Origin of the sequence: Nocardioides sp. Arc9.136 (assembly GCF_030506255.1) — a bacterium.
Taxonomy (GTDB): domain Bacteria; phylum Actinomycetota; class Actinomycetes; order Propionibacteriales; family Nocardioidaceae; genus Nocardioides.
Genome location: NZ_CP113431.1, coordinates 1,125,678 through 1,147,804, shown reverse-complemented (window position 1 = coordinate 1,147,804; position 22,127 = coordinate 1,125,678). Strand labels below are relative to the sequence as shown.

Annotated in this window: 21 protein-coding genes; 5 read left to right on the top strand and 16 right to left on the bottom strand. The window is 74.1% G+C overall.

Annotated elements, in window-relative coordinates; all coding sequences use genetic code 11:
- Positions 1 to 34: 34 nt before the first annotated feature.
- Genes OSR43_RS05455 through sigE form a run of 3 tightly spaced genes read right to left on the bottom strand, consistent with a single transcriptional unit; the run spans position 35 to position 2,566 of the window.
- Positions 35 to 1,423, bottom strand: coding sequence for a S1C family serine protease (locus OSR43_RS05455; protein WP_302270102.1), 1,389 nt, complete (start codon positions 1,421 to 1,423; stop codon positions 35 to 37).
- A gap of 43 nt (positions 1,424 to 1,466) precedes the next feature.
- The gene (locus OSR43_RS05450) at positions 1,467 to 1,928 is read right to left on the bottom strand and encodes a hypothetical protein (protein ID WP_302270100.1); all 462 of its coding nucleotides are present in this window, start codon (positions 1,926 to 1,928) and stop codon (positions 1,467 to 1,469) included.
- Positions 1,929 to 1,948: 20 nt separating this feature from the next.
- Positions 1,949 to 2,566: an RNA polymerase sigma factor SigE gene (sigE, locus tag OSR43_RS05445; protein ID WP_302270099.1), complete on the bottom strand. Its 618-nt coding sequence runs from the start codon at positions 2,564 to 2,566 to the stop codon at positions 1,949 to 1,951.
- 157 nt (positions 2,567 to 2,723) lie between these two features.
- On the opposite strand from sigE, the gene OSR43_RS05440 reads away from it, so the two are divergent.
- The gene (locus OSR43_RS05440) at positions 2,724 to 3,380 is read left to right on the top strand and encodes an O-methyltransferase (RefSeq protein WP_302270097.1); all 657 of its coding nucleotides are present in this window, start codon (positions 2,724 to 2,726) and stop codon (positions 3,378 to 3,380) included.
- A 267-nt stretch (positions 3,381 to 3,647) separates the two neighbouring features.
- On the opposite strand, the gene OSR43_RS05435 is transcribed toward OSR43_RS05440, so the two are convergent.
- Positions 3,648 to 5,702 (bottom strand): MMPL family transporter, encoded by a 2,055-nt coding sequence (locus OSR43_RS05435; protein WP_302270096.1) that lies wholly within the window; start codon positions 5,700 to 5,702, stop codon positions 3,648 to 3,650.
- Between the two features lie 64 nt (positions 5,703 to 5,766).
- On the opposite strand from OSR43_RS05435, the gene OSR43_RS05430 reads away from it, so the two are divergent.
- Entirely contained in the window at positions 5,767 to 6,255 is a 489-nt protein-coding gene (locus tag OSR43_RS05430; RefSeq protein WP_302270095.1) for a MarR family winged helix-turn-helix transcriptional regulator, read from the top strand.
- On the opposite strand, the gene OSR43_RS05425 is transcribed toward OSR43_RS05430, so the two are convergent.
- The 3 genes from OSR43_RS05425 to OSR43_RS05415 are packed head-to-tail and all read right to left on the bottom strand — an operon-like array spanning position 6,185 to position 8,306.
- Positions 6,185 to 6,523 (bottom strand): hypothetical protein, encoded by a 339-nt coding sequence (locus OSR43_RS05425; RefSeq protein WP_302270094.1) that lies wholly within the window; start codon positions 6,521 to 6,523, stop codon positions 6,185 to 6,187. The two genes, OSR43_RS05430 and OSR43_RS05425, sit on opposite strands and share 71 nt — an antisense overlap.
- Before the next feature lie 9 nt (positions 6,524 to 6,532).
- On the bottom strand, positions 6,533 to 8,110 hold the full coding sequence (locus OSR43_RS05420; RefSeq protein ID WP_302270093.1) for a M17 family metallopeptidase: 1,578 nt from the start codon (positions 8,108 to 8,110) through the stop codon (positions 6,533 to 6,535).
- Between the two features lie 28 nt (positions 8,111 to 8,138).
- Positions 8,139 to 8,306, bottom strand: a complete 168-nt coding sequence (locus tag OSR43_RS05415) for a DUF3117 domain-containing protein (protein ID WP_302270092.1) — start codon at positions 8,304 to 8,306, stop codon at positions 8,139 to 8,141.
- Between the two features lie 183 nt (positions 8,307 to 8,489).
- Between OSR43_RS05415 and OSR43_RS05410 the strand changes: the two genes are divergently transcribed.
- Positions 8,490 to 9,263 (top strand): PaaX family transcriptional regulator C-terminal domain-containing protein, encoded by a 774-nt coding sequence (locus OSR43_RS05410; protein WP_302270090.1) that lies wholly within the window; start codon positions 8,490 to 8,492, stop codon positions 9,261 to 9,263.
- Positions 9,264 to 9,280: 17 nt separating this feature from the next.
- Positions 9,281 to 10,102: an enoyl-CoA hydratase/isomerase family protein gene (locus OSR43_RS05405; protein WP_302270088.1), complete on the top strand. Its 822-nt coding sequence runs from the start codon at positions 9,281 to 9,283 to the stop codon at positions 10,100 to 10,102.
- Positions 10,103 to 10,111: 9 nt separating this feature from the next.
- Here OSR43_RS05405 and OSR43_RS05400 read toward each other — a convergent pair whose 3' ends face one another.
- Genes OSR43_RS05400 through dapE form a run of 5 tightly spaced genes read right to left on the bottom strand, consistent with a single transcriptional unit; the run spans position 10,112 to position 13,536 of the window.
- On the bottom strand, positions 10,112 to 10,906 hold the full coding sequence (locus OSR43_RS05400; protein WP_302270086.1) for a M14 family zinc carboxypeptidase: 795 nt from the start codon (positions 10,904 to 10,906) through the stop codon (positions 10,112 to 10,114).
- A gap of 43 nt (positions 10,907 to 10,949) precedes the next feature.
- On the bottom strand, positions 10,950 to 11,375 hold the full coding sequence (locus OSR43_RS05395; protein ID WP_302270084.1) for a hypothetical protein: 426 nt from the start codon (positions 11,373 to 11,375) through the stop codon (positions 10,950 to 10,952).
- A 15-nt stretch (positions 11,376 to 11,390) separates the two neighbouring features.
- The gene (locus OSR43_RS05390; protein ID WP_302270082.1) at positions 11,391 to 11,687 is read right to left on the bottom strand and encodes a DivIVA domain-containing protein; all 297 of its coding nucleotides are present in this window, start codon (positions 11,685 to 11,687) and stop codon (positions 11,391 to 11,393) included.
- Positions 11,684 to 12,415: a TIGR00730 family Rossman fold protein gene (locus OSR43_RS05385; RefSeq protein ID WP_302270079.1), complete on the bottom strand. Its 732-nt coding sequence runs from the start codon at positions 12,413 to 12,415 to the stop codon at positions 11,684 to 11,686. Before OSR43_RS05385 ends, OSR43_RS05390 begins: the two co-directional genes overlap by 4 nt.
- On the bottom strand, positions 12,412 to 13,536 hold the full coding sequence (dapE, locus tag OSR43_RS05380; protein ID WP_302270077.1) for a succinyl-diaminopimelate desuccinylase: 1,125 nt from the start codon (positions 13,534 to 13,536) through the stop codon (positions 12,412 to 12,414). Before dapE ends, OSR43_RS05385 begins: the two co-directional genes overlap by 4 nt.
- Before the next feature lie 95 nt (positions 13,537 to 13,631).
- On the opposite strand from dapE, the gene OSR43_RS05375 reads away from it, so the two are divergent.
- Positions 13,632 to 14,483, top strand: coding sequence for an LLM class F420-dependent oxidoreductase (locus OSR43_RS05375; RefSeq protein WP_302270074.1), 852 nt, complete (start codon positions 13,632 to 13,634; stop codon positions 14,481 to 14,483).
- Here the strand turns inward: OSR43_RS05375 and ileS are convergent, their stop codons facing one another.
- The 4 genes from ileS to OSR43_RS05355 form a co-directional block, all read right to left on the bottom strand.
- A complete protein-coding gene (ileS, locus tag OSR43_RS05370; protein ID WP_302270073.1) occupies positions 14,484 to 17,738 on the bottom strand; it encodes an isoleucine--tRNA ligase in 3,255 nt (1,084 codons plus the stop codon).
- A gap of 291 nt (positions 17,739 to 18,029) precedes the next feature.
- On the bottom strand, positions 18,030 to 18,908 hold the full coding sequence (locus OSR43_RS05365; RefSeq protein WP_302270071.1) for a DUF559 domain-containing protein: 879 nt from the start codon (positions 18,906 to 18,908) through the stop codon (positions 18,030 to 18,032).
- Positions 18,909 to 18,959: 51 nt separating this feature from the next.
- A complete protein-coding gene (locus OSR43_RS05360; protein WP_302270070.1) occupies positions 18,960 to 21,074 on the bottom strand; it encodes an FAD-dependent oxidoreductase in 2,115 nt (704 codons plus the stop codon).
- 85 nt (positions 21,075 to 21,159) lie between these two features.
- Positions 21,160 to 22,116: a patatin-like phospholipase family protein gene (locus OSR43_RS05355; protein WP_302270069.1), complete on the bottom strand. Its 957-nt coding sequence runs from the start codon at positions 22,114 to 22,116 to the stop codon at positions 21,160 to 21,162.
- Between the last annotated feature and the right edge of the window lie 11 nt (positions 22,117 to 22,127).

Genomic DNA, 22,127 nt, shown 5'->3' with positions numbered 1-22,127 from the left:
GCAGCGGGCCCGCGGCGTGCGCGCGGGCCGGCGCTCAGCCGGTCTCGGAGCCGAGCGTGATCTCGACGTCGCGCTCGTCGCCGTCGCGCCGGATCGTGAACTCGATCGTCTCGCCGGGCTGGTGGGTGCGGATCGAGACGATCAGCGCGATGCCGTCGGTGACCCGCTCGCCGTCCACGGCGACGATGACGTCGCCCGCCTCGAGGCCTGCCTCGGCGGCCGGCGTCCCCTCGATGACCTCGTCGATCTCCGCGCCGGTGCCGTCGCGCTGACCGGTCTGGACCTGCGCGCCGATGACGGGGTAGCTGGCCTTGCCGGTGCGCAGGATCTGGTCGGCGGTGATCCGCACCTGCTCGATCGGGATCGCGAAGCCGACGCCGATGTTGCCCGACTCCCCGCCGCCGAGCATGCCGCCGCCGGTGGTGGCGATCGCGGAGTTGACCCCGACGACCTGGCCGCGGAGGTTGACCAGCGGTCCCCCGGAGTTGCCCGGGTTGATCGCCGCGTCGGTCTGGACCGCGTTGATGTAGGAGGAGTCGTTGGCGGAGTCCCCGGTGGTGACCGGCCGCTTGAGGGCGCTCACGATGCCGGCGGTGACCGTCGAGCTGAGCCCGAGCGGGGACCCGATCGCCACGACGCCCTCGCCGACCCGCAGGGCGGTGGACGCTCCGAGCGCAGCGGGCTTCTTCTCCTCGATCTCCGCGGCGTAGAGCACCGCGAGGTCGTAGACCGGGCTGCGCCCGACGACCTCGGCCTCGTACCGGTTGCCGTCCTGGTCGACGATCTCGATCGCGCCACCGGACCCGGCCGCGTCGGCGACGACGTGGTTGTTGGTGACGACGTGCCCGCGGGCGTCCAGCACGAAGCCCGATCCCGTCGCGCCGTTCGCCTCTCCCTCGAACTCCGCGGAGATCTGCACGGTGCTCGGCAGCAGCTCCTGGGCCACCGCGGCGACCGAGCCCTCCTCGACCTCGATCGGCGCCTCGGTGCGCACGTCGTCCTCGCTCAGCCCGGCGCCCACGAGGTCGGATCCGGAGCGGTCCTGCAGCTCCTGGTACGCCGCACCGCCGGCGACGCCGCCGATGAGTCCCACGACCAGGGCCACGGCCGCGACGACGGGCCAGATCCATCCCGGCACGCGGCCGCGGGGCGGCGCGGGGCGCTGCCCCTGCGGGTACGGCTGCGGGAAGGGCTGGCCGTACGCCTGCGGGTAGGGCTGGGGCTGCTGCTGGGGGGAGGGCTGGGTCCCGCCCCACTGCATCGGCCGCGGCTGGCTGGTCGGCGGGACCCACGAGTCCCCGGCTCCGGCCTGCGGACCGGCCTGCGGAGCCGACTGGGAGGCCGGCTGGGAGGCCGCCGACGGCGCGGGACCCAGCGGCTGGGTCTCCTCGGTGCCGTCGGGGCCGGACTGCTCGTCGTTCACGTCCACATCATGACGGGCGGCTGGTCAGCGGCGGGCCGCGGCCTCAGGGGCGGCGCAGGGACGAGGGCCCCGGCGTGGGGGTCGGCGTGGGGGTGGGAGAGCTCGGGTAGCTGATCTGGGTGACCGGGGTGCGCCGGTCGACCGGGGGCGCGTCGGCCGGGGCCGCCCCGAGCGCGATGACGCCCATCACCGCCGCGCCGACGGCACCGCCGCCGATCGCCACGAGACCCGCCGTACGCCGGCCGCGGTGCTGCTCGCGGTCGACCGCCAGGGCCAGGTAGACGTCGCCGGGCGGCAGCGCCGGCGGGCCGGCGGGGCCGCAGCGCAGCGCGCCCTTGAGGTGGTCCGGCGCGCCGCCGCAGTCGCCCATCGAGAGTCCGAGGAGCCGGGTCTTCACCCAGCCCTCACGCTCGACGAGGTCGCGGCAGGTGTGGCAGCTGTGGACGTGCGCCCAGGCGCGCTCGGTCTCGGCCGCGTCCAGCTGGCCGTCGAGCAGCGCGCTCACCTTCGCCCCGAGGTGACCCATCACCGCTCACCGCCCGGGACGAGCGTGTCGTGGCCGACCGGGCCGGAGTAGCGCTCGCGCCCGTCGGTCGGCGCGCGGTGGGCCAGCGCCTTGCGGAGCATGGCGCGACCGCGGTGGATGCGGGAGCGGACGGTGCCGAGCTTGGCGCCGAGGATCTCGGCGATCTCCTCGTAAGAGAGCCCCTCGACGTCGCAGAGCACCACGGCCGCCCGGAAGTCGGGCGGCAGCGTGGCCAGCGCCCGCTCCACGTCGTCGTCGAAGCGCTGGTCGGCGTACGCCGCCTCCGGCGCCGGCGCCGGGCTCGTCAGCCGGTCGGCCCGCTCGTCGGAGAGGGCGTCGAAGCGGATCCGCTGCTTGCGGCGCGCCTGGTCGAGGAAGAGGTTCGTGGTGATCCGGTGCAGCCAGCCCTCGAACGTCCCGGGGGTGTAGCCCGACAGCGAGCGGAAGACCCGGACGAAGACCTCCTGGGTGAGGTCCTCGGCGTCGTGGCGGTTGCCCGTCAGGCGGTAGGCCAGGCGGTAGACGCGGTCGGAGTGCTGCTCGACGACCTCGTCCCAGGTCGGCACCCCGGGGGTCGCCCCCGGTGCTGCCTCGGGCTGTGCGCCGCGCTCGTCCATGACGGTCCCTCTCCACCAGACCACTGCGTTCCCCTCACCGTAGGTGCGATCGCTGAGAGATCCCTGTGAGCCCGGTGGCCCACGTCCCCACCAACGGGTGGGGGCGCGCCGGTGTTCCCGGGTGATGCCCGGGGCGCGGGCGCGATAGGTTCAGCAGGTGACGACGACGCCGGTGAGTGCTGCCAGCTGGAGCTATGCCGAGGAGTTCGTGGCCGAGGACGAGGTCCTCGCCGCCGCGCGCGCCCGCGCCCAGGAGGTGGGCGTGGTCTCGATCGGCCCCGGGGGCGGCGCCGCGCTGCGCTTCCTCGCCTCGGTGCTGGACGCCCGAGCGGTGGTCGAGATCGGCACGGGCACCGGGGTCTCCGGCCTCTGGCTGCTGCGCGGCATGCGTGGCGACGGCGTCCTGACCACCGTCGACATCGAGACCGAGCACCAGCGGCTCGCCCGCCAGTCCTTCAACGAGGCCGGCATCGCCAGCCAGCGCGCCCGCACGATCTCGGGTGCCGCGCTCGACGTGCTCCCCCGCCTCACCGACGGCCACTACGACCTGGTCTTCTGCGACGGCGACAAGCGGGAGTACGCCGCGTACCTCGACGAGGCGCTGCGGCTGCTGCGGCCCGGCGGCGTGGTGGCCTTCGACAACGCGCTGTGGCACGACCGGGTGGCCGACCCCGCCCAGCGCGACGAGGAGACCGTCGCTGTCCGCGACCTCGGCCGCACCGTCGCCGAGCACCCCGACCTGGTCAGCGTCCTGCTGCCGGTCGGCGACGGCCTGCTCGTCGCCAAGAAGACCTGGAACCCCGAGTCCGACTGAGCCGTGCCGCGGGGCCTGTCGACGGGCCTGTCGCGGCGCCTGTCGACGGGGCCGGACGCGCCGGCATACCGGGGTAGTCCGGTGCTTACCGGGGCAGATCTACCCCGGTAAGCGTGGGAGTCCCCGGTGAACCGGGGACTCCTGCAGGCGCCCGCGCCCCCGCGCCCGCCGACTCCTCAGGCGAAACCGGCGCTTCCCAGGGGTTGCAACCCCTGAGAAGTGCCGGAATCCCCGGGGCCCCGGGGATTCCGACAGCCCCACCCCGGCTCAGGCGGACACCTTCCGCGGCCACCAGAACCGGTCGCCGAGGAGCAGGGCGGCGGCAGGGACGAGCACGGTGCGCACGATCAGGGTGTCCAGCAGCACGCCGATGCAGATGATCGTGCCGAGCTGGGCGAGCACCACGAGCGGCAGGACGCCGAGCACGGCGAACACCGCCGCGAGCAGGATGCCGGCGCTGGTGATCACGCCGCCGGTGGCGGTCAGGGCGCGGAGCATGCCGTCGCGCGAGCCGTGCTCGCGGGCCTCCTCGCGGGCGCGGGTGACGAGGAAGATGTTGTAGTCCACGCCGAGCGCCACCAGGAACAGGAACGCCAGGAGCGGCACCGACTCGTCGAGCGCGGAGAACCCGAGCGGACCGGTGAACAGCCACCAGGCGGCGCCCATCGACGCGGCGTACGTCGCGAGGACGGTGGCGACGAGGACCAGCGGCGCCACGACCGAGCGCAGGAGCAGCAGCAGCGCCCCGAGCACGAGGCCCAGGATGAGCGGCAGGATCACGAGCCGGTCGCGCGCGGCACCCTCGCGGGCGTCGATCGCGGAGGCCTCCGTGCCGCCGACGTGGGTGTCGCCGAGGCCGTCGACCTCCTCGCGGATCGAGGCGATGGCGTCCTCGGCCTCCGCCGACCCGGGCGCCCCCTCGAGCACGACGTCGAGCTGGGCGACGCCGTCGCCCTCGGGACCCGGCCGCACGGAGGCGACGCCGGAGGCACCCTCGACCGCCTGGGCGACCTCCCGCGGGTCGGCCGTCGTGATCACCCGGGTGGGATCGGTGAGGCCGGCGGGGAAGGACTCGGCGAGACGGGTCGAGGCCGAGATCGCCTCGGGCTCGTCGAGGAACTGCTCGTCCTGGTCGAGACCGGTGCTGATCCCGAACAGCCCGACGGTGAGGACCGCCAGGACCGCGACCGTGCCGGTGGCGAAGGCGGCCGGGCGCCGCGCGACCCGCGAGCCGATCCGGTGCCAGAAGGTGTTGGTGTCGACGAGCGCGGCCTGGCCGGTGCGCGGCACCTGGGGCCAGAAGATCCAGCGACCGCACAGCACCAGCACGGCCGGGAGCACCACGAGGGCGAAGAACGCCGCGACCACGATGCCGATGGCGCAGGCCAGCCCGAGCCCGCGGGTCGTCGGCACGACGGAGAGCAGCAGGGTGAGCAGGCCGAGCACCACCGTCGTCGCGCTGGCGAGCACCGCCTCCGCCGTCCGGGCGAGGGCCTTGGCCATGGCGTCGTACCGGTCCTCGACGTGCCGCAGCTCGTCGCGGTAGCGCGAGATCAGCAGCAGGGCGTAGTTGGTGCCGGCGCCGAAGACCAGCACTGACAGGATGCCGACGGTCGACTCGTCCCACGCGACGTCGAGGGCGGCCATGACCTGGGTCGAGGCGACCGCGGAGAAGCGGTCCGCGATGCCGACCACGAGCAGCGGGACGATCCAGAGGACGGGACTGCGGTAGGTGATGACGAGCAGCAGCGCCACGACCGCCGCGGTGACGGCGAGCAGCCGGAAGTTCGCCCCGTCGAAGACGGCCGCGAGGTCGGCCTGGACCGCCGCCGGGCCGGTCACCTGGGCCGTGGTGCCGTCGGGGGCCGCCTCGTCGAGCCGGTCCCGCAGGTCCTCGACCTCCGCGGCGACGTCGCTCGCCGACCCGGAGCCCACCTGGACGATCGCGATCGCCGCGGTGCCGTCCTCCGCGACCGAGACCGGCCCCTCGGGTCCGCCGCCGAGGGCGTCGAGGTCCTCGGCCACCGAGCGGAGCTCCCCGACGGCGCCGCGGTCGATCCTCCCCTCGCCGGCCGTCCAGACGACCACCGCGGTGTCGGAACCCTCGTCGGGCAGCCGCTGCTCGAGCTCGGTCGCCAGCGTGGAGTCCAGCCCGCGGGGGATCTGGTCGGTGGGCTGCTGGGCGCGCTCGCCCTCGCCGAGCAGCACCATGCCCAGCACGGCGGCGACGAGCGGCAGGAACGCGAAGAGCCAGGCGGTACGCCGACCCGCCACCACGGACGTCACGGGATGGGTGGCCTGGTCGGACCGTTGGTGTGGCACGGGGGTTGCTCCTGCACGACGTAGGATTCACTAGGTACCTAAGATGCTAAGCAGGTGAGACAAGTTGGGTGACCCCCGGAGCCTGATGCAGGCGCTGCGCGACCTCGTCGAGGCGGCCGTGCAGATGCGCCACACCGTCGCCCGCGCCGCCGGGCTCGGCGAGCACGAGATGGTGGCGCTCAACCACCTGAGCCGCCGCGAGATCGGGCCGGCCGAGCTCGCGCGCATCCTGGGCGTCTCCACGGCCGCGTCGACCGGCATCGTCGACCGGCTCGCCGCCCGGGGCCACGTCGAGCGCCGTGCCCACGCCGGCGACCGCCGGCGTACCGAGGTGCACCTGACCGACTCCGGCCGCGCCGAGGTGCTGGCGCACCTCTCCCCCATGCTGCGCGGGCTCCGCGCGCTCGACGAGCAGTTCGACGACGACGAGAAGGCCGTGATCGAGCGCTACCTCGCCGGCGCGACGGAGGCGCTCCGGGACGTCAGCCGCGAGGCGTCGCCTGGAAGCCCTCCCAGCCCTCCGCGACCGCCACGAGGTCCCACGGCTCGATGAGCACCGGCGGGCTGCCGACCATCTGCGACCCCGGCACGTCGGCGGCCTCGGCCTCGAACTCCGCCTGGAACGCCGCGCGCGCCTCGTCGGTGGCGAAGACGTAGAGGCCCTCGAACCACTCCCCCTGCCGGACCCGCCAGGCCTTGAACCGCAGCCCGGACATCCCGGTGAAGCGCGCGTGCGAGGTCTCCGCGACGAACGTCGCGAGCTGCTCCTCGACGCCGGCCGGCGCGTCGACGAGCGACCACCGGATGCTCAGTCCCAGCACGTCGCCGCCTCAGCCGATGCCGTCGAGAGGGGCGTCGCCGCCGAGCCAGGTCAGCAGCGCCCGGGCACCGAAGCCGGTCGGTCCGGCCGTCCACTCGTCGCGGTCCGCAGGCGCGTCGCCGACCGAGGCCACGTCGAGGTGGGCCCAGGGGACGTCGCCGACGAAGTGCTGGAGGAACAGCGCCGCGGTGATCGCCCCGGGGCCGCCCGCGCCGTTGTCGGCGTCCGCGACCTTGGAGGCGATCTTCTCCTCGTACGCCGCGTGCAGCGGCATCCGCCACAGCGGCTCGCCGGAGGCCTCGCCCGCGGCGGCGATCGCGGCGGCGAGGGTCTCGCGGTTGGCGAAGAAGCCGCCCACCTGCTGGCCCAGCGCGACCTTCATGGCGCCGGTCAGGGTGGCGACGTCGACGACGACCGCGGGGTCGAGCTCGGAGACGGCGTACGCCAGCGCGTCGGCCATGACGACCCGGCCCTCGGCGTCGGTGTTGGTGATCTCGCTGGTGCGCCCGCCCCAGTGGCGCACGACGTCGCCGGGACGGAGGCTGTTGCCGGACACGGCGTTCTCCGCCATCGGGACCAGCCCGACCACCCGGACCGGGCAGCCGACCTCGGCGAGCGCCGCCATGGTGGCGAGGACGACCGCGCCGCCGGTCATGTCGCGCTTCATGTTCGACATCGCCTCGGCGGGCTTGATCGAGAGGCCGCCGGTGTCGAAGGTGATGCCCTTGCCGACCAGCACCACGGTGGGCGTACGCCGCCCCGCCCGGCGCGGCGCGTACTCGAGCTGCACCAACCGCGGCGGCGTGGCCGAGGCCTGGCCGACGCCCAGGATGCCGCCGAAGCCCTCGGCGGCCAGCTGCTGCTCGTCCCAGACGCGGAAGCCGAGACCGGCGTCGTCGGCGATCGCGCGGGCCTGCTCGGCGAGCCAGGCGGGGTTCTTCAGGTTCGAGGGGACCGTGGCCAGCGTGCGCGCGCGCCAGCCGGCGCCGGCGAGGGCCACCGCGCGGCGGAGCGCGGCGTCGTACGCGCCAGGGTCGAGCGCCGCGAGCACCACGCGCCCGGCCGGCACGTGCTCCGGGGGCGCGACCCGCCAGGAGAAGCCGAAGGAGCCCAGCACCAGGCCGACGACGAAGGGCTCGAGGGCGGTGTCGGGGTCCAGGGCCGGCACCGTGGTGGCGACCGTGGTGACGTCCTTGACCGCGCGGCCCAGCGCGGCGCCGGCCTTGCGGAAGTCTGCCGGACGCTGCTCGCCCACGCCGACGAGCAGGACGCGGCGCAGCGCGGACCGGCCGGGCGCGCCCTGCGGGACCGGCAGCGTGACGACCTCGCCGGCCTTGCCGGTCGCCCGCTCGGAGTCCAGCAGCCCGAGCAGGTCGAGGCCGAGCTGCTCGCCCACCTCGTCCGCGCCGGGGCCGAGGACCAGTGCGGCGCCGTCCCCCTCACCCGGGACCACGGGCAGCGCGACCACCTCGAGCCCGTCGACGCCGTCGACGACGAGCGGCCTCGCCCCACTCAACGTGAGCTGCGGGGGCGAGACCTGGATCGGGAGGTCGGTGCTGCCGGTGCGGTCGGTCGAGGTGGGGGGCACGACGCTGCGCTGGTGATCGTCGCCGGCGTCAGCCGACGACGGCCTTGAGGGCGTCGCCCAGCGAGGCGGCCTCCTCGGCGTTCAGCTCCACGACGAGACGGCCACCACCCTCGAGCGGGACGCGCATCACGATGCCGCGACCTTCCTTGGTGACCTCGAGCGGACCGTCACCCGTCCGCGGCTTCATTGCCGCCATCCCGGCACCTCTTCTCGTTCAGCAGTGCTCGACGCTGACGAGGTCCAGGCGCCCCGCCAGCCGTGTGCGGCCCATTATCCCCCATGACCGGGCGGCGCGTGACCGGTCCCCACACCTCGACACCGCCGAGGGCGCCGGGAGACGGCGGGGAGCCCGCGCTCCGGGCGGTGGCAGACTCCGCCCATGCACGCGCGGTCGGCCCTCTTCGACCTCTACGGCGACCACCTGCGGACCCGCGCGTCGCAGGCGCCGGTCGCCGCTCTCGTCCGGCTGCTGGCACCGGTCGGGATCGCGGCGCCGGCCGTGCGCACCGCGGTCTCCCGGATGGTGCTCCAGGGCTGGCTCGAGCCGGTCTCGCTGCCCGACGGACGCGGCTACCGGGCCACCGACCAGGCGGCCCGCCGGCTCGACGAGGCCCACGCCCGCATCTACGACCGCCGCGACGAGCCGTGGGACGGCCACTGGCACCTCGTGCTGATCTCCCCTCCCGGCGACCGGAGCTCGCGCGCCCGGCTGCGTGCCGACCTCGCCTACCTCGGGTACGCCGAGCTGGCCGACCACGTCTGGGTCGGCCCGGCCGCCAACGCCGAGCTCCCCGGCGCGCTGGCCCGGGCCGGGGCCACCGCCCGGACCGCCCGCGCCCGCGACGTCGACCCCTCCCCCGTCGCAGCCTGGGACCTGACGGCGCTGCGGGCGTCGTACGACGGCTGGCCGACGCTCGCCGGGCGGATCGTCGCCGAGCACCTCGGCGCCCACGCCGACCCCGACGAGGCCGCCTTCGCGGCGCGCTTCCACCTCGTCCACGAGTGGCGCAAGTTCCTCTTCGCCGACCCGGGGCTGCCGGCCGAGGTGCTGCCGGCCGACTGGCCCCGGCGGACCGCGGCCGGGAGGTTCGACGCCGAGGCGCAGCGGCTCCAGCCCGCGGCGGACAGGTTCGTGGCCCGCTGCCTGCCCTGACCGGCAGACTGCGCCCCATGACCGCCACGAACCTCACGCCCGACGCACAGAACGCACCCGTGCTCCTCGACGTCTCCGAGGGCGTCGCCACCATCACGCTGAACCGGCCCGACGCGATGAACAGCCTCGACGTCGCGACGAAGGTGCTGCTCCGCGAGGTCGTGCAGCAGGTGGCGGAGGACCCGGCGGTGCGCTGCGTGCTGCTCACCGGCACCGGCCGCGCCTTCTGCACCGGCCAGGACCTCAAGGAGCACGTCCAGCTCCTCCACAACGGCGGCAGCGAGGCGCTGTTCTCCACCGTCGACGAGCACTACAACCCGATCGTCACGGCGCTGGCCGGCATGGCCAAGCCGGTCCTCGCGGCCGTCAACGGCGTCGCCGCGGGCGCCGGAGCCAGCCTGGCCTTCGCCTGCGACCTGCGCCTGGTGGCCGACACCGCCGGGTTCAACCTCGCCTTCGCCAACGTGGGCCTCTCCTGCGACACCGGCGCGAGCTACCACCTGCCGCTGCTGGTCGGGCGGGCCAAGGCGCTCGAGCTGCTCTACCTGCCCCGCACCGTCCCCGCTGCCGAGGCGATCGAGCTGGGCATGGCCACCTCGGTGCACCCCGCCGACGAGCTCGCCGGTGCCGCCCGCGCCCTCGCGGTGCGGCTCGCCGCCGGTCCGACGGTCGCCCTCGGGTCGATCCGCCGCTCCGTGGGGTACGCCGCCGGCCACACGTTCGAGGAGGCGGTGGCGTTCGAGTCCTCGATGATGCAGCTGACCGGTGCCACCGAGGACCACCGCGCGGCCGTGGACGCGTTCGTGGCCAAGCAGAAGCCGGCCTTCCAGGGCCGCTGAGCCCGGCCGTCAGTCCTGGCGGGGCTGTTCCCAGTCCAGGTGCGCGCGGTAGGCGTCGAACACCGCGAGCACCTGGCCCGGGACGACGTCGCGCAGCCGCGCGAGCCGCGGCCTCGCGCCGTACTCCACCGTCAGCGCGGCGCCGCGGAACCGGTGGTTGAACCAGCCGGTCATCGTGCCGTGGCAGACGCCGCCGCAGTCGAAGCTCTTGCGGGGCAGGTCGAGGTGGCGCGCGACGCGGCGGGCGAAGCGCGGCCGCTTGGTGTCGGTGTCCACGCCGTGCAGCGGCTGGTGGAAGCCGATGACGTGGTCGGGGCGCACGTCGGCGAGGAAGGCCATCATCGCCTTGGTCTCCGGCTCGGAGGCGGGCTCCGGCCCGGACTCGTAGCGCCCGTCGAGGTCGGCCCACTCGTAGGGGTAGTTGCGGTTGAGGTCGACGCCGCGGGCGTTGCGGCGGGTGCCGGCCGCGAGGCCGTCGGGGTTGTACGTCGGCACCACCCACAGGTCGACGCCGACCACGGGGGCGCCGTCGCGCAGCGAGGCCAGGACGTGCCGGGTGGCCGGCTCGTCGCCGTGCATGGTCGAGACCAGCACGACCGTCGGGACGTCCGGGCGGTCGGGCTCGCCGAGGTGCCAGGCGACGATGTCGCGGTCCTGGACCGAGGTGCCGATGACCCGCTTGCCGACCACCGCCGGCCGGTCCGCCGCCGCACCGGCGGGCGCGGTGGCTGCCGGCGAGGCCGGCACCAGCGCGGCGACCGCGGCCAGGGAGACGACGGGGGCGAGCAGGGAGGTCGGTCGCACGCGGGGCTCCTTCGGCGGGCTCCCACCCGGGGAGCCGAACGGGTCAGACGGTCGAGTTGAGGTAGGCCCAGGTGAACACGCAGACGCCCACGACCGTCCCGAGGTGGGCCAGCAACGAGAGTCCCGGCCCGGAGGACCAGGAGTCCTCGGCCCCGGCCGAGGCGTGCCGGCCGCGGCTGGGCAGCCACCGGACGAGGATGAGGATCCCCGCGACGGCGAGCAGCCACCACAGCGCCAGTCCGATGATGCCGGCGGTGTCGCCGCCGAGCACGGAGTCCGTGGGGGCGACCAGGAACGTCGTCCACACCACCAGCGCAGCGACGCCGGCGCCGGTGTGCAGGTCCAGCAGCCGGCGGCCGACCTGCAGCCGCCCGCCACCGCCGTCACCCCGCAGGCGCAGCCGGGTGAGCGCGACCACGACCACCCCGAGGGCGGTCAGGACGTAGACGACGACCTCCTCGCTGGACACGCGGCGCAGTCTGCCCTACGCGATCGGGCCCTCGCCACGGACCTCCGGGGCCGAGGGGGTCGCGGCCTCGCGGGCGTCCTGCTCCCGCGCGAGCCGGTCGAGGAGTGCGTCGACGTCCTGCATCCGGTAGCCGCGCAGCGCCAGCGGGAACCGCACGCGACGCACGTCCGCGGCCGACAGCGGCCGGTCCTCGGGCACGTCGACGCGCAGCCGGTCGTGCTCGACCTCGGCCATCGGCGCCCCGCGCCCGGCCGCGACGGCGGCGATGCCGCCCATGACCAGCACCACCAGCACCGCGAAGAACCACATCATCGGGGGCGCCCCTCGCGCGCGGCCCGCATCAGCTCGACGACCTCGTCGAGGTCGTCGGTGAGGGTCAGCATGTCGAGGTCCTCGACCGCGATCTTGCCCTCGGCGGCGACCGTGCCGCGCAGCCAGTCGAGCAGGCCGCGCCAGTAGTCGGTGCCGATGAGCACGATCGGGAAGCTGGTCACCTTGCGGGTCTGCACGAGCGTCATCGCCTCGAACAGCTCGTCGAGGGTGCCCACCCCGCCGGGCAGCACGGCGAAGCCCTGCGAGTACTTCACGAACATCGTCTTGCGGGCGAAGAAGTAGCGGAAGTTGATCCCGACGTCGGCCCACTCGTTCAGCCCGGTCTCGAAGGGCAGCTCGATGCCCAGTCCGACGCTGACGCCACCGGCCTCGCTGGCGCCCTTGTTGGCCGCCTCCATCGCGCCCGGTCCGCCGCCGGTGATCACCGCGAAGCCGGCCTCCGCCAGGCGGCGACCCAGCTCCTCGCCCGCGGCGTACGCCGGGTGGTCGACCGGTGTGCGGGCGGACCCGAACACCGCGATCGCCGGCCCGAGCTCGGCCAGCGCGCCGAAGCCCTCGACGAACTCGGCCTGGATCCGCATGACGCGCCAAGGATCCGTGTGCACCCAGCCGCTGTCCCCGCGGGAGTCGAGCAGGTGCTGGTCGGTGGTCGACCCGTCGACCTGGTCCCGGCGCTGGACGATCGGGCCCTTGAACTTCGACCTCACGCGTTCCTCTCCCCTGACTCGTGTCCTGACTCGTGTCCTGACTCCGGTCCTGCTGCCGGCCGTCCGGTCAGCCAGGCGCGCAGCTGGCGCTCGCAGCGCTCGATGTGCTCGACCGGCACGTGCTCGTCCTGCTTGTGGGCGTAGAGCGGGTCGCCGGGGCCGAAGTTCACCGCCGGCACGCCGAGCGCGGTGAAGCGCGCCACGTCGGTCCAGCCGAACTTCGGGGCGACCTGGCCGCCGACCGCCTCGACGAAGGCCTTCGCGGCCGGCAGCTCGAGACCCGGCAGCGCGCCGGGCGAGGTGTCGGTCAGCCGGACGTCGTACCCCGCGAACAGCTCGCGGACGAAGGCCTCGGCCTCCGCCTCGGAGCGGTCCGGCGCGAAGCGGTAGTTGACGGTGACGACGCACTCGTCGGGGACGACGTTGCCGGCGACGCCGCCGGAGATCGCGACGGCGTTGAGGCCCTCGCGGTACTCCAGGCCGTCGATCACCGGGCGCCGCGGCTCGACGGCGGTGATCCGGTCGAGCACCTCGGCCGCGCGGTGGATGGCGTTGACGCCGCGCCAGGAGCGGGCCGAGTGCGCGCGCTCCCCGGTGGTGCGGACCTCGACCCGGAGCGTGCCCTGGCAGCCCGCCTCGACCGACGCGTTCGAGGGCTCCATCAGGATCGCGAAGTCGGCGGCCATCAGGTCCGGCCGGGCCTCGGCCAGCAGCCGCAGGCCGTTGTGGGTCGCCTCGATCTCCTCGGCCTCGTAGAGGATGTAGGTCACGTCGCGCACCGGCTCGGGGACCGTCGCCGCCAGCCGCAGGATGACCGCGTCGCCGCCCTTCATGTCGCACGTGCCGAGGCCGTGCAGGACGCCGCCCTCGAGCCGGCTGGGCAGGTTGTCGTTGACCGGGACCGTGTCGAGGTGGCCGGCGATGACGACCCGCTCGCCGCGACCCAGGTCGGTCCGGGCAACGATCGTGTGCCCGTGCCGGACGACCTCGAGGTGCGGCAGGGGGCGCAGGGCCGCCTCGACCGCGTCCGCGATCTCGGCCTCGTCGCGGCTCACGGACTCGATGTCCACCAGCGCGGCGGTGAGCGAGACGGCGTCCAGCGAGAGGTCGAGCGTGGCCATGGGGGCCATCCAACCAGCCGGCTCCGCGCCTGCCGGCTGGACACCTGTCCAGCAGACCCTTCCGCCGGAATGGAACACGTTCTAGTCTCGCCCGCATGCGCAACGGACTCGTCCTCTTCACCTCCGACCGCGGGATCACGCCCGCGGCCCTCGCGAAGGCCGGGGAGGACCGGGGCTTCGACACGATCTACGTCCCCGAGCACACCCACATCCCCGTCAAGCGCACGGCGGCCCACCCCGGCACCGGCGACGAGACGCTGCCCGACGACCGCTACCTGCGGACCCTGGACCCGTGGATCTCGCTGGCCACCGCGGCCGCGGTCACCACGCGCATCCGCCTGTCGACCGCGGTCGCGCTGCCCGTGGAGTCCGACCCGATCACGCTGGCCAAGCAGATCGCCACGCTCGACCACCTCTCCGGCGGCCGCGTCACCATCGGCGCCGGCTTCGGCTGGAACACCGACGAGCTCGAGGACCACTCCGTCCCGCCGGGCAGGCGCCGCACGGTGCTGCGCGAGTACGTCGAGGCGATGCGGGCGCTGTGGACCCAGGAGGAGGCGTCGTACGACGGGGAGTTCGTGTCGTTCGGGCCCTCGTGGGCCTACCCCAAGCCGGTGCAGGCGCACGTGCCGCTGATCATCGGCGCCGGCGGCGGACCGAAGACCTTCCGCTGGATCGCAGAGAACGCCGACGGCTGGATGACCACCCCGACCCAGCGCGACGTCCTCGCGAACATCGAGGCGCTGACCAAGGCCTGGGCCGACGCCGGCCGCGACGGCCGGCCCGACATCCGGGTGCTGATCGCCGCCAGGCCCGACCCCGCCGACCTCGACGCCTGGGCCGAGGCCGGCTGCACCGAGCTGATCTGGGGCGTCCCGGACCGGGCCGAGGCCGAGGTGCTCGCCAGTCTCGACCGGATGGCGGGCCGCCTCGGCCTCAGCGGCTGATCAGGCCTTCGCGACGCTCACCTCGGGCTCGCCCGCCTGGCCGGCGACGAGGTCGAGCGATGCCGCGAGCGTCTCGGTGGTCAGCAGGTCGCGGTGCGTCTCCGCCGCGGCCAGGACGTCGGCCGGGCCGCTGACCGTCAGCGCGATCCGGTCGGACACCTCGAGGCCGGCGTCGCGGCGGGCCTGCTGCACCTGGCGGACCAGGTCGCGGGCCAGGCCCTCCGCGGCCAGCTCGGGGGTCACCTCGGTGTCGAGCACGACGAAGCCACCGCTGCGCAGGACGCCGGTGGCCGTGGCGTCGTCGGCCGAGCCCGCGACGGTCTCGAGGGTGTACTCCCCCTCCTGCAGGGCCAGCCCGCCGGAGGTGACGGTGCCGTCCTCGGCGACCGACCAGTCACCGCTCTTGGAGCCCTTGATCGCGCGCTGGACGTCCTTGCCCAGCCGCGGGCCCGCGGCCCGGGCGTTGACGGTCAGCTTCTGCTCCACGCCGTACGACGCGGCCTCGTCGGAGTCGGCCGCGAGCAGCCGGACCGTCTTGACGTTGACCTCGTCGCTGAGGATCCCCTCGAAGCCGGCCAGCGCGTCGGGCGCGTCGACGACCACGGTCAGCGTCGACAGCGGCAGCCGGTTGCGCAGGTTGCCCGCCTTCCGCAGCGCCGACGTCGCCGAGCACACCTCGCGCACCTGGTCCATCGCGGCCACGAGCGCCGTGTCGTCCGGCCCGGCCGGCAGCGCCTCGACGTCGGGCCAGTCGGTGAGGTGGACCGAGCGGCCACCGGTGAGGCCGCGCCAGATCTCCTCGGTGGTCAGCGGCAGCAGCGGCGCGACGGTCCGGCAGACCACCTCGAGCACCGTGTAGAGGGTGTCGAACGCCTCGGTCGACTCACTCCAGAACCGCTCGCGGGAGCGCCGGATGTACCAGTTGGTGAGCACGTCGAGGAAGGACCGCGTCGTCTCGCAGGCGTCGGCCACGGCGTACTCGTCGAGCTGGGTGGTCATCGTCGCGACGTACTGCCGCAGCTTCGCGAGCAGGTAGCGGTCCAGCGGGTCCTTGGAGTCGGTGGACCACTGGGCCTCGTGGCCCTGGCCGTCGTTGGCGGCGTTGGCGTAGAGCTGGAAGAAGTACCAGCTGTTCCACAGCGGGATCATCACCTGCCGCACCGAGTCGCGGATGCCCTGCTCGGTGACGACCAGGTTCCCGCCGCGCAGGATCGGGCTGGACATGAGGAACCAGCGCATCGCGTCGGCGCCGTCGCGGTCGAAGACCTCGCGGACGTCGGGGTAGTTGCGCAGCGACTTGCTCATCTTGTTGCCGTCGCTGCCCAGCACGATGCCGTGGCTGATGCACGACTGGAACGCCGGCTTGTCGAACAGCGCCGTCGCCAGGACGTGCAGCGTGTAGAACCAGCCGCGCGTCTGGCCGATGTACTCGACGATGAAGTCGCCCGGGAAGTGGCCCTTCTTCTCCGCGGTGCCGTCGAACCACTCGGCGTTCTCGAAGGGGTAGTGGTTCTGGGCGAAGCTCATCGAGCCCGAGTCGAACCACACGTCGAGCACGTCGGTGACCCGGCGCATCATCGACTGCCCCTCCTCGGGCGCGCGCGGGTCGTCGGGGTTCGGGCGCACCAGGTCGTCGACGTAGGGACGGTGCAGGTCGGGCTCGCCGTGCTGGTTGCGCGGGAGCGTGCCGAAGTCGCGCTCGATCTCCTCGAAGGAGCCGTAGACGTCGATGCGGGGGTACGTCGGGTCGTCGCTCTTCCAGACCGGGACCGGCGAGCCCCAGAACCGGTTGCGGGTGATCGACCAGTCGCGGGCGTTGGCCAGCCACTTGCCGAACTGGCCGTCCTTGATGTGCTCGGGCACCCAGCGGATCTGCTGGTTCAGCTCGAGCATCCGCTCCTTGATCGCGGTGACCTCGACGAACCACGACGAGACGCCCTTGTAGATCAGCGGCTCGCGGCAGCGCCAGCAGTGCGGGTAGGAGTGGTCGTAGGTCTCGCGGCGCAGCAGCACCGTGCCCGTGGTGACCGCACCCTGGTCCCCGGCCTCCTCGCCGGCGAGCGCCTTGGTCGCGGCCTTGAGGTGGTCGATGACGTGGGGGTTGGCGTCGAAGACCTGCATGCCGGCGTACTCCTCGACGGGGTGGGTGAACCGCCCGTCCTTGCCGACCGGCATCACCGGCTCGATGCCCTCGCGGTCGGTCACCTCCTTGTCGACCTCGCCGAACGCGCCGGCGGCGTGGACCAGGCCGGTGCCGTCGGTGGTGGTGACCGCGTCGTCGGCCGGGACGACGCGGAAGGCTCGCTCGTGGCCGAGGTAGTAGGAGAACGGCGGGGTGTAGGCCAGCCCGAGGAGGTCGGTGCCCTTGCCGCGCCACACGACCTCCGGGCTCTCCCCGAGCTCGCGGGCGTAGGCGCCGAGCCGGGCCTCGGCGAGCACGTAGCGGATGCCCTCGGCCTCGACGGCGACGTAGTCGATGTCCGATCCGACCATCACCGCGAGGTTGCTGGGCAGGGTCCACGGCGTGGTCGTCCAGACGAGGAGCTTCGCGCCCTTCAGCTCGCCATCGGTGGTGATGTCGTAACCGACGGTGACCGCCGGGTCCTGGCGGTTCTGGTAGACGTCGTCGTCCATGCGCAGCTCGTGGTTCGAGAGCGGCGTCTCGTCGTTCCAGCAGTAGGGCAGGACACGGAAGCCCTCGTAGACCAGGCCCTTGTCGTAGAGGCGCTTGAACGCCCAGATGACCGACTCCATGTACTCGGGGTTCATGGTCCGGTAGTCGCGGTCGAAGTCGACCCAGCGCGCCTGGCGGGTGACGTACTCGCGCCACTCGCCGGTGTACTTCATCACCGAGTCGCGGCAGGCCTCGTTGAACTTGTCGATGCCCATCTCGACGATCTCGTCGGTCGTCTTGATGCCGCCCAGCCGCATCGCCTCGAGCTCGGCAGGGAGGCCGTGGGTGTCCCAGCCGAACCGCCGCTCGACGCGCTTGCCGCGCATGGTCTGGTAGCGCGGGACGATGTCCTTGACGTAGCCGGTGAGCAGGTGGCCGTAGTGCGGCAGCCCGTTGGCGAACGGCGGCCCGTCGTAGAAGACGAACTCGTTGCCGGAGTCCTCGCCCGGGTCGCGCTGGTCGATGCTCGCCTGGAAGGTGCCGTCGGCGTGCCAGTAGGCCAGCACCCGGTCCTCGATCGCGGGGAACCGGGGGTTCGAGGGCACGCCGCTCTCGGAGGTGGAGACCTGGGGGTACGTCATCGGACAGCTCCTGCAGCTTCGGGATGGATCTTTCTCGAAACCACAGGGACGATCGTCGGGACCGCGGTACCACCCTGCTTGCCGGACCCGTGCTGCTGGACCGGCCGCTCGTTCACGGCTGTGACGGGCCTACCCGTCCGGTTCTACTGAGGACTTCCGTCCCGTTCTTCCGGAGGCTCGCCGCTGATGACGGCTCGGACGCCTGTGCCTCCAGGGTACGGCCCGCCCGGACCGCGCCGCCAATCGGTTGCTCCGCCGACCGGCTACCAGAAGTCCTCCCCGCCACGGACCTCAAGCGGCGCCGCACGCCCGGCGGCCGACTTCTGGTCGTCGGTCGACCGCCGCCTCCAGCACCCGTCGCACGTCCTCGGGGTGGAACATCACGTCCTCCCAGGAGAACCGCAGCACCAGCCACCCGTGGACGACCAGCCCGTTGTAGCGCCGGCAGTCACTGGCGAGCCGGTCGCGCCGGCCGTGCCACTCGAAGGAGTCCGCCTCCAGGACGATCCGCCGACGACGATCGGCCAGGTCGACGCGGCCGAGGAACTCCGGCTCCCAGACCTCGACCTGCGGCTCGACCGACAGCCCCTCGACCTCGAGGGCGATCGCGCGCAGGACGGACTCGAACGGGTTGGCGGCGGCCGCGGTCGCCTCCCCCGCGACCCGGCGGACCCGTCCCGCGCCCGCGCCCCGGACCGAGTCGGCGAGGAGGCGTAGGTTCGCGGCCCCGAAGCCGTCGCGGAGCGCGGAGTCGGCGACCGCCAGCGCCTCGGGGAACGGCAGGGACCTCGCGCAGTCGACCAGGGTCCTCGCCGGCGTCGTCACCGGACCTGCGACGTCGGTCGCCGGCAGGTCGACCCGGTGCAGCTGCACCCCCGAGTGCGGCGCACCGCGGCGTCCCCTGGCCACGGTGACGTGCGGCCGCTCGGGACGGTGCTGGACCGACCAGCCGTGCAGCAGCGCGGCGCTGGTGTGCGAGACGACACCGGTCACCCGGTGCGCCGCGGCCACCGCCTCGCCCACCTGCGGGTGCGCCCAGCGCCCCCGGGCCAGCCGCACGACGTCCCCGCCGGCGATCGCCCGCTCGACCTCGGCGCGCGAGGTGAGGGACACGAGCTGGGCCCGGGTGGCGGTGCCACCCAGGCGCTCGAGCACCTCGACCACGGACATGCGTCCACGCTGGCCCAGGCCGGTCCTCCGCGCATCCTGCTCTCCACAGGCTCAGATCGCGGTGGCCACGCCCCAGGCGGAGTGGACGGCGCCGTGGATGTAGCCGACCTCGGCGGCGTCGCCGACGACGTCGACGTCGAGGCCGGCGGCGCGCAGCTCGTCGGCGAGGGGCGCGGCGGCGGTGGTGCCCTCGGCGTACACGACCATGTCGGCGGGGGCGGAGTGCGCCTGGTCGCCCTCGGTCCACTCGACGCCGGAGTCGGTGATCCGGGTGAGGGTGACGCCGCGGTGGATGTCGACGCCGTGGGCGGTGGCGTCCTTGACCGCGGTCCAGCGCCGGGGCATGGCGAGCGGCAGGCCGAGCTGGCGTCCCTCGTGCAGGAGCGTCACGCGGCGCCCGCGCTCGGCGAGGAACTCCGCCAGCTCCAGGCCCACCAGCGACCCGCCGACGACCACGACGTCCTTGCCCATCGGCAGGAACCGGCGGGTCAGCCGGCGCACGGCCTCGGGGCTCCGGGTGATCCTGGAGGCGCGGCCGAGCCGGCCGAGAGTGCGGAGCACGGCTCCGGCCTCGCCGGCGCGCGCGGTGCCCAGCATCAGCGCCCGCAGGGTGTCACCGGTCTGGACGATCGGGAGGTCGCCGCCGGGGACGTCGGGCCGGGGGCGGACCGCGCCGGTGGCCACGACGACCCGGTCAGGACGCAGCGCGCGGACCGACTCGACCGTGGCGGTCGTCCCCAGCCGGACGGCGATGCCCAGGCGCTCGACCTCCGCCCGGTACCAGCGCAGCAGCCGCTCGTTGTCGGGGGTGGTGAGCGAGGAGAACCACATCGTCCCGCCCAGGCGGTCGGACCTGTCGACGACGGTGACCCGGTGCCCGCGCTCGGTGAGGACCCGCGCCGACTCCAGGCCCGCGGGGCCCGCACCGACGACCACGACGTGCTGGGTGGCGGAGGCCGGGCGCAGCGGCAGCAGCGACTCGTTGCCGAGGGCCGGGTTGACGGCGCAGAACGGAGTGTCGTCGAAGAAGTTCTCCGCCACGCACAGGTAGCAGTTGATGCACGGCCGGACCTGCTCGGGCGTGCCCGCGGCGATCTTGTTCGGCAGCTCGGGGTCGGCCAGCAGCTGGCGGCCCATCGCGGCGAAGTCGATCTGCCCGGCGGCGAGCGCCTCCTCGGCGACCTCGGGCAGCATCCGGCCCACCGCGATGACCGGGACGGAGACGCGCTGCTTGATCGCGGCGGCGTTCGGCAGGTACGCGCCGACCTTGTTCGGCAGCGGGCCGTCGGTGAAGTTGTCGAAGGGGTTGCGGCCCCAGCCGGTCACGTGGATCGCGTCGGCGCCGGCGCGCTCGAACATGACCGACGCCTCGGCCGCCTCGGCCAGGGTGAGCCCGCCCTCCTGGCCGTACTCCTCCCCCGCGACCCGGACCAGGACGGCGAGCCGGTCCCCGACCCGCTCCTTCACCGCCGCGATGACCTCGCACGCCAGCCGCGCCCGGTTGGCCAGCGGCCCGCCGTACTCGTCGGTGCGCCTGTTGTCGCGGCGGTTGAGGAAGACGCCGAGGATGTAGCCGTGGGCGACGTGGACCTCGATCGCGTCGGCGCCGGCCCGGGCGACGCGGTCGGCCGCGTCGGCCCAGGTCGCGACCAGCCAGGCGATGTCCTCGGTCGTCATCTCGCGGTACGTCGTGTGCTTGCCGCCCGTCGCGGCGGCCATCCGGCGCAGCTCGCTGGGGGTGCTGTCGGCGAGGGCCGACATGTCGTAGGTGTAGTCCGGCTCGTTCGGGGCGAGCACCGGCCGGTCGTTGGCGGTGTCGACCCGGGCGACCTTGCCGTGGTGGGTCGACTGCACGCACAGCTTGCTCCCGGCCGCGTGGACGGCGTCCGCCAGCGCGCGCAGGCCGGGGATGAACCGGTCCTCGGAGAGACCGGGCTCCTTCAGCGACGCCGCGCCGTGCGGGAAGGCGACCGCGCAGGCGCCGGTGACGACCAGCCCCGCCCCGCCCGCGGCGCGGGCGGCGTAGTGCTCGATCTCGCGCTGCTCGATCTCGCCGTCCTCGGAGACGTTCATGTCCATCGCCGGCAGCACCACCCGGTTGCGCAGCTCCATGGGGCCGATCCGGCCGGGTGACATCAGGTGGGTGTAGGACTGCCGGCCGCGCATGCGGCGGACGCTAGCCAGCGGCGGACCGGACCGCCCGGCCGTGCCCCACCCACCGGGACGCGACCGCGCGGGCGCGCCCCAGGGCTCAGACCCCGGCCGCGTCGAGGGCCTGGACGGTCAGCCGGTGGCCGAGCTCGATCATGTCGGCGGCCCGGTGGAAGTCCATCGACCGGCAGGCGTCGACCGGCACCGTCACGAGGACGTCCGCGGGGAGGGCCGCCATCCGGTAGCGGGCCACCACGGCCTGCATCGCCTCGAAGGACTGCGCCGTCACGTCCAGGAGCCCGAGGTCGGCGGGCAGCCGCTCGGTCCCCCAGCCGGTCCGGCCGGTCGGCGCGTGCAGGCTCGCCAGCCGCTCCACCTCGGCGTCGGCCACGGCCCGCTCCTCGCGCCCGGTCAGCGTGGCGACGGTACGGCGCCACCGACCCCGCCACTCCTCGAACCGCTGGGGCGCCGCCGACTCCTGCCGGGGCGCGGCCGGCTCCCGCACCCGCCGCGGGCCGGTCAGCGACACGGCGACGGTCAGGTCGGAGGGGGCCGCGGCCGTCGGGTCGATCGGCACCGGGTTGGTCAGCCCGCCGTCGACGAGGAGCCGACCGTTGAGCATGACGGGGGTGAAGACCCCCGGGATCGCGATGGAGGCGCGCACCGCGGCGCGCAGCGGGCCGCGCTGGAACCACACCTCGCGGCGGGCGGCAAGGTCCGTCGCGACCGCCGTGAACGGGATCGGCAGGTCCTCGATCGCCACGTCGGTGAAGACGTCCTGCAACGCGTCGAGCAGCCGGTCCGCGGCGATGACGCCGGGCGAGGTGATCGAGGGGTCGAGCAGCCCGAGGACGTCGCGGCGGGTGAGCGCGGTCGCCCAGCGCGCGAAGTCCTCCACGCGCCCGGCGGCCGTGAGGCCGCCGACGAGGGCGCCCATCGAGGTGCCGGCGACGGCCACCGGCTCGCAGCCGCGCTCCTGCAGCGCCCGGACGGCGCCGACGTGCGCGTAGCCCCGGGCCCCGCCCGAGCCCAGCGCGAGCGCCACACGGGTGACCATGCCCCGACGCT

What these genes read in the sequence shown, in the direction of transcription:
- sigE (WP_302270099.1), bottom strand. Translation starts at nt 2,566, where the DNA reads ATGGACGAGCGCGGCGCACAGCCCGAGGCAGCACCGGGGGCGACCCCC.
- OSR43_RS05415 (WP_302270092.1), bottom strand. Translation starts at nt 8,306, where the DNA reads ATGGCGGCAATGAAGCCGCGGACGGGTGACGGTCCGCTCGAGGTCACC.
- OSR43_RS05410 (WP_302270090.1), top strand. Translation starts at nt 8,490, where the DNA reads ATGCACGCGCGGTCGGCCCTCTTCGACCTCTACGGCGACCACCTGCGG.
- OSR43_RS05405 (WP_302270088.1), top strand. Translation starts at nt 9,281, where the DNA reads ATGACCGCCACGAACCTCACGCCCGACGCACAGAACGCACCCGTGCTC.
- OSR43_RS05390 (WP_302270082.1), bottom strand. Translation starts at nt 11,687, where the DNA reads ATGATGTGGTTCTTCGCGGTGCTGGTGGTGCTGGTCATGGGCGGCATC.
- dapE (WP_302270077.1), bottom strand. Translation starts at nt 13,536, where the DNA reads ATGGCCACGCTCGACCTCTCGCTGGACGCCGTCTCGCTCACCGCCGCG.
- OSR43_RS05375 (WP_302270074.1), top strand. Translation starts at nt 13,632, where the DNA reads ATGCGCAACGGACTCGTCCTCTTCACCTCCGACCGCGGGATCACGCCC.
- ileS (WP_302270073.1), bottom strand. Translation starts at nt 17,738, where the DNA reads ATGACGTACCCCCAGGTCTCCACCTCCGAGAGCGGCGTGCCCTCGAAC.
- OSR43_RS05365 (WP_302270071.1), bottom strand. Translation starts at nt 18,908, where the DNA reads ATGTCCGTGGTCGAGGTGCTCGAGCGCCTGGGTGGCACCGCCACCCGG.
- OSR43_RS05360 (WP_302270070.1), bottom strand. Translation starts at nt 21,074, where the DNA reads ATGCGCGGCCGGCAGTCCTACACCCACCTGATGTCACCCGGCCGGATC.
- OSR43_RS05355 (WP_302270069.1), bottom strand. Translation starts at nt 22,116, where the DNA reads ATGGTCACCCGTGTGGCGCTCGCGCTGGGCTCGGGCGGGGCCCGGGGC.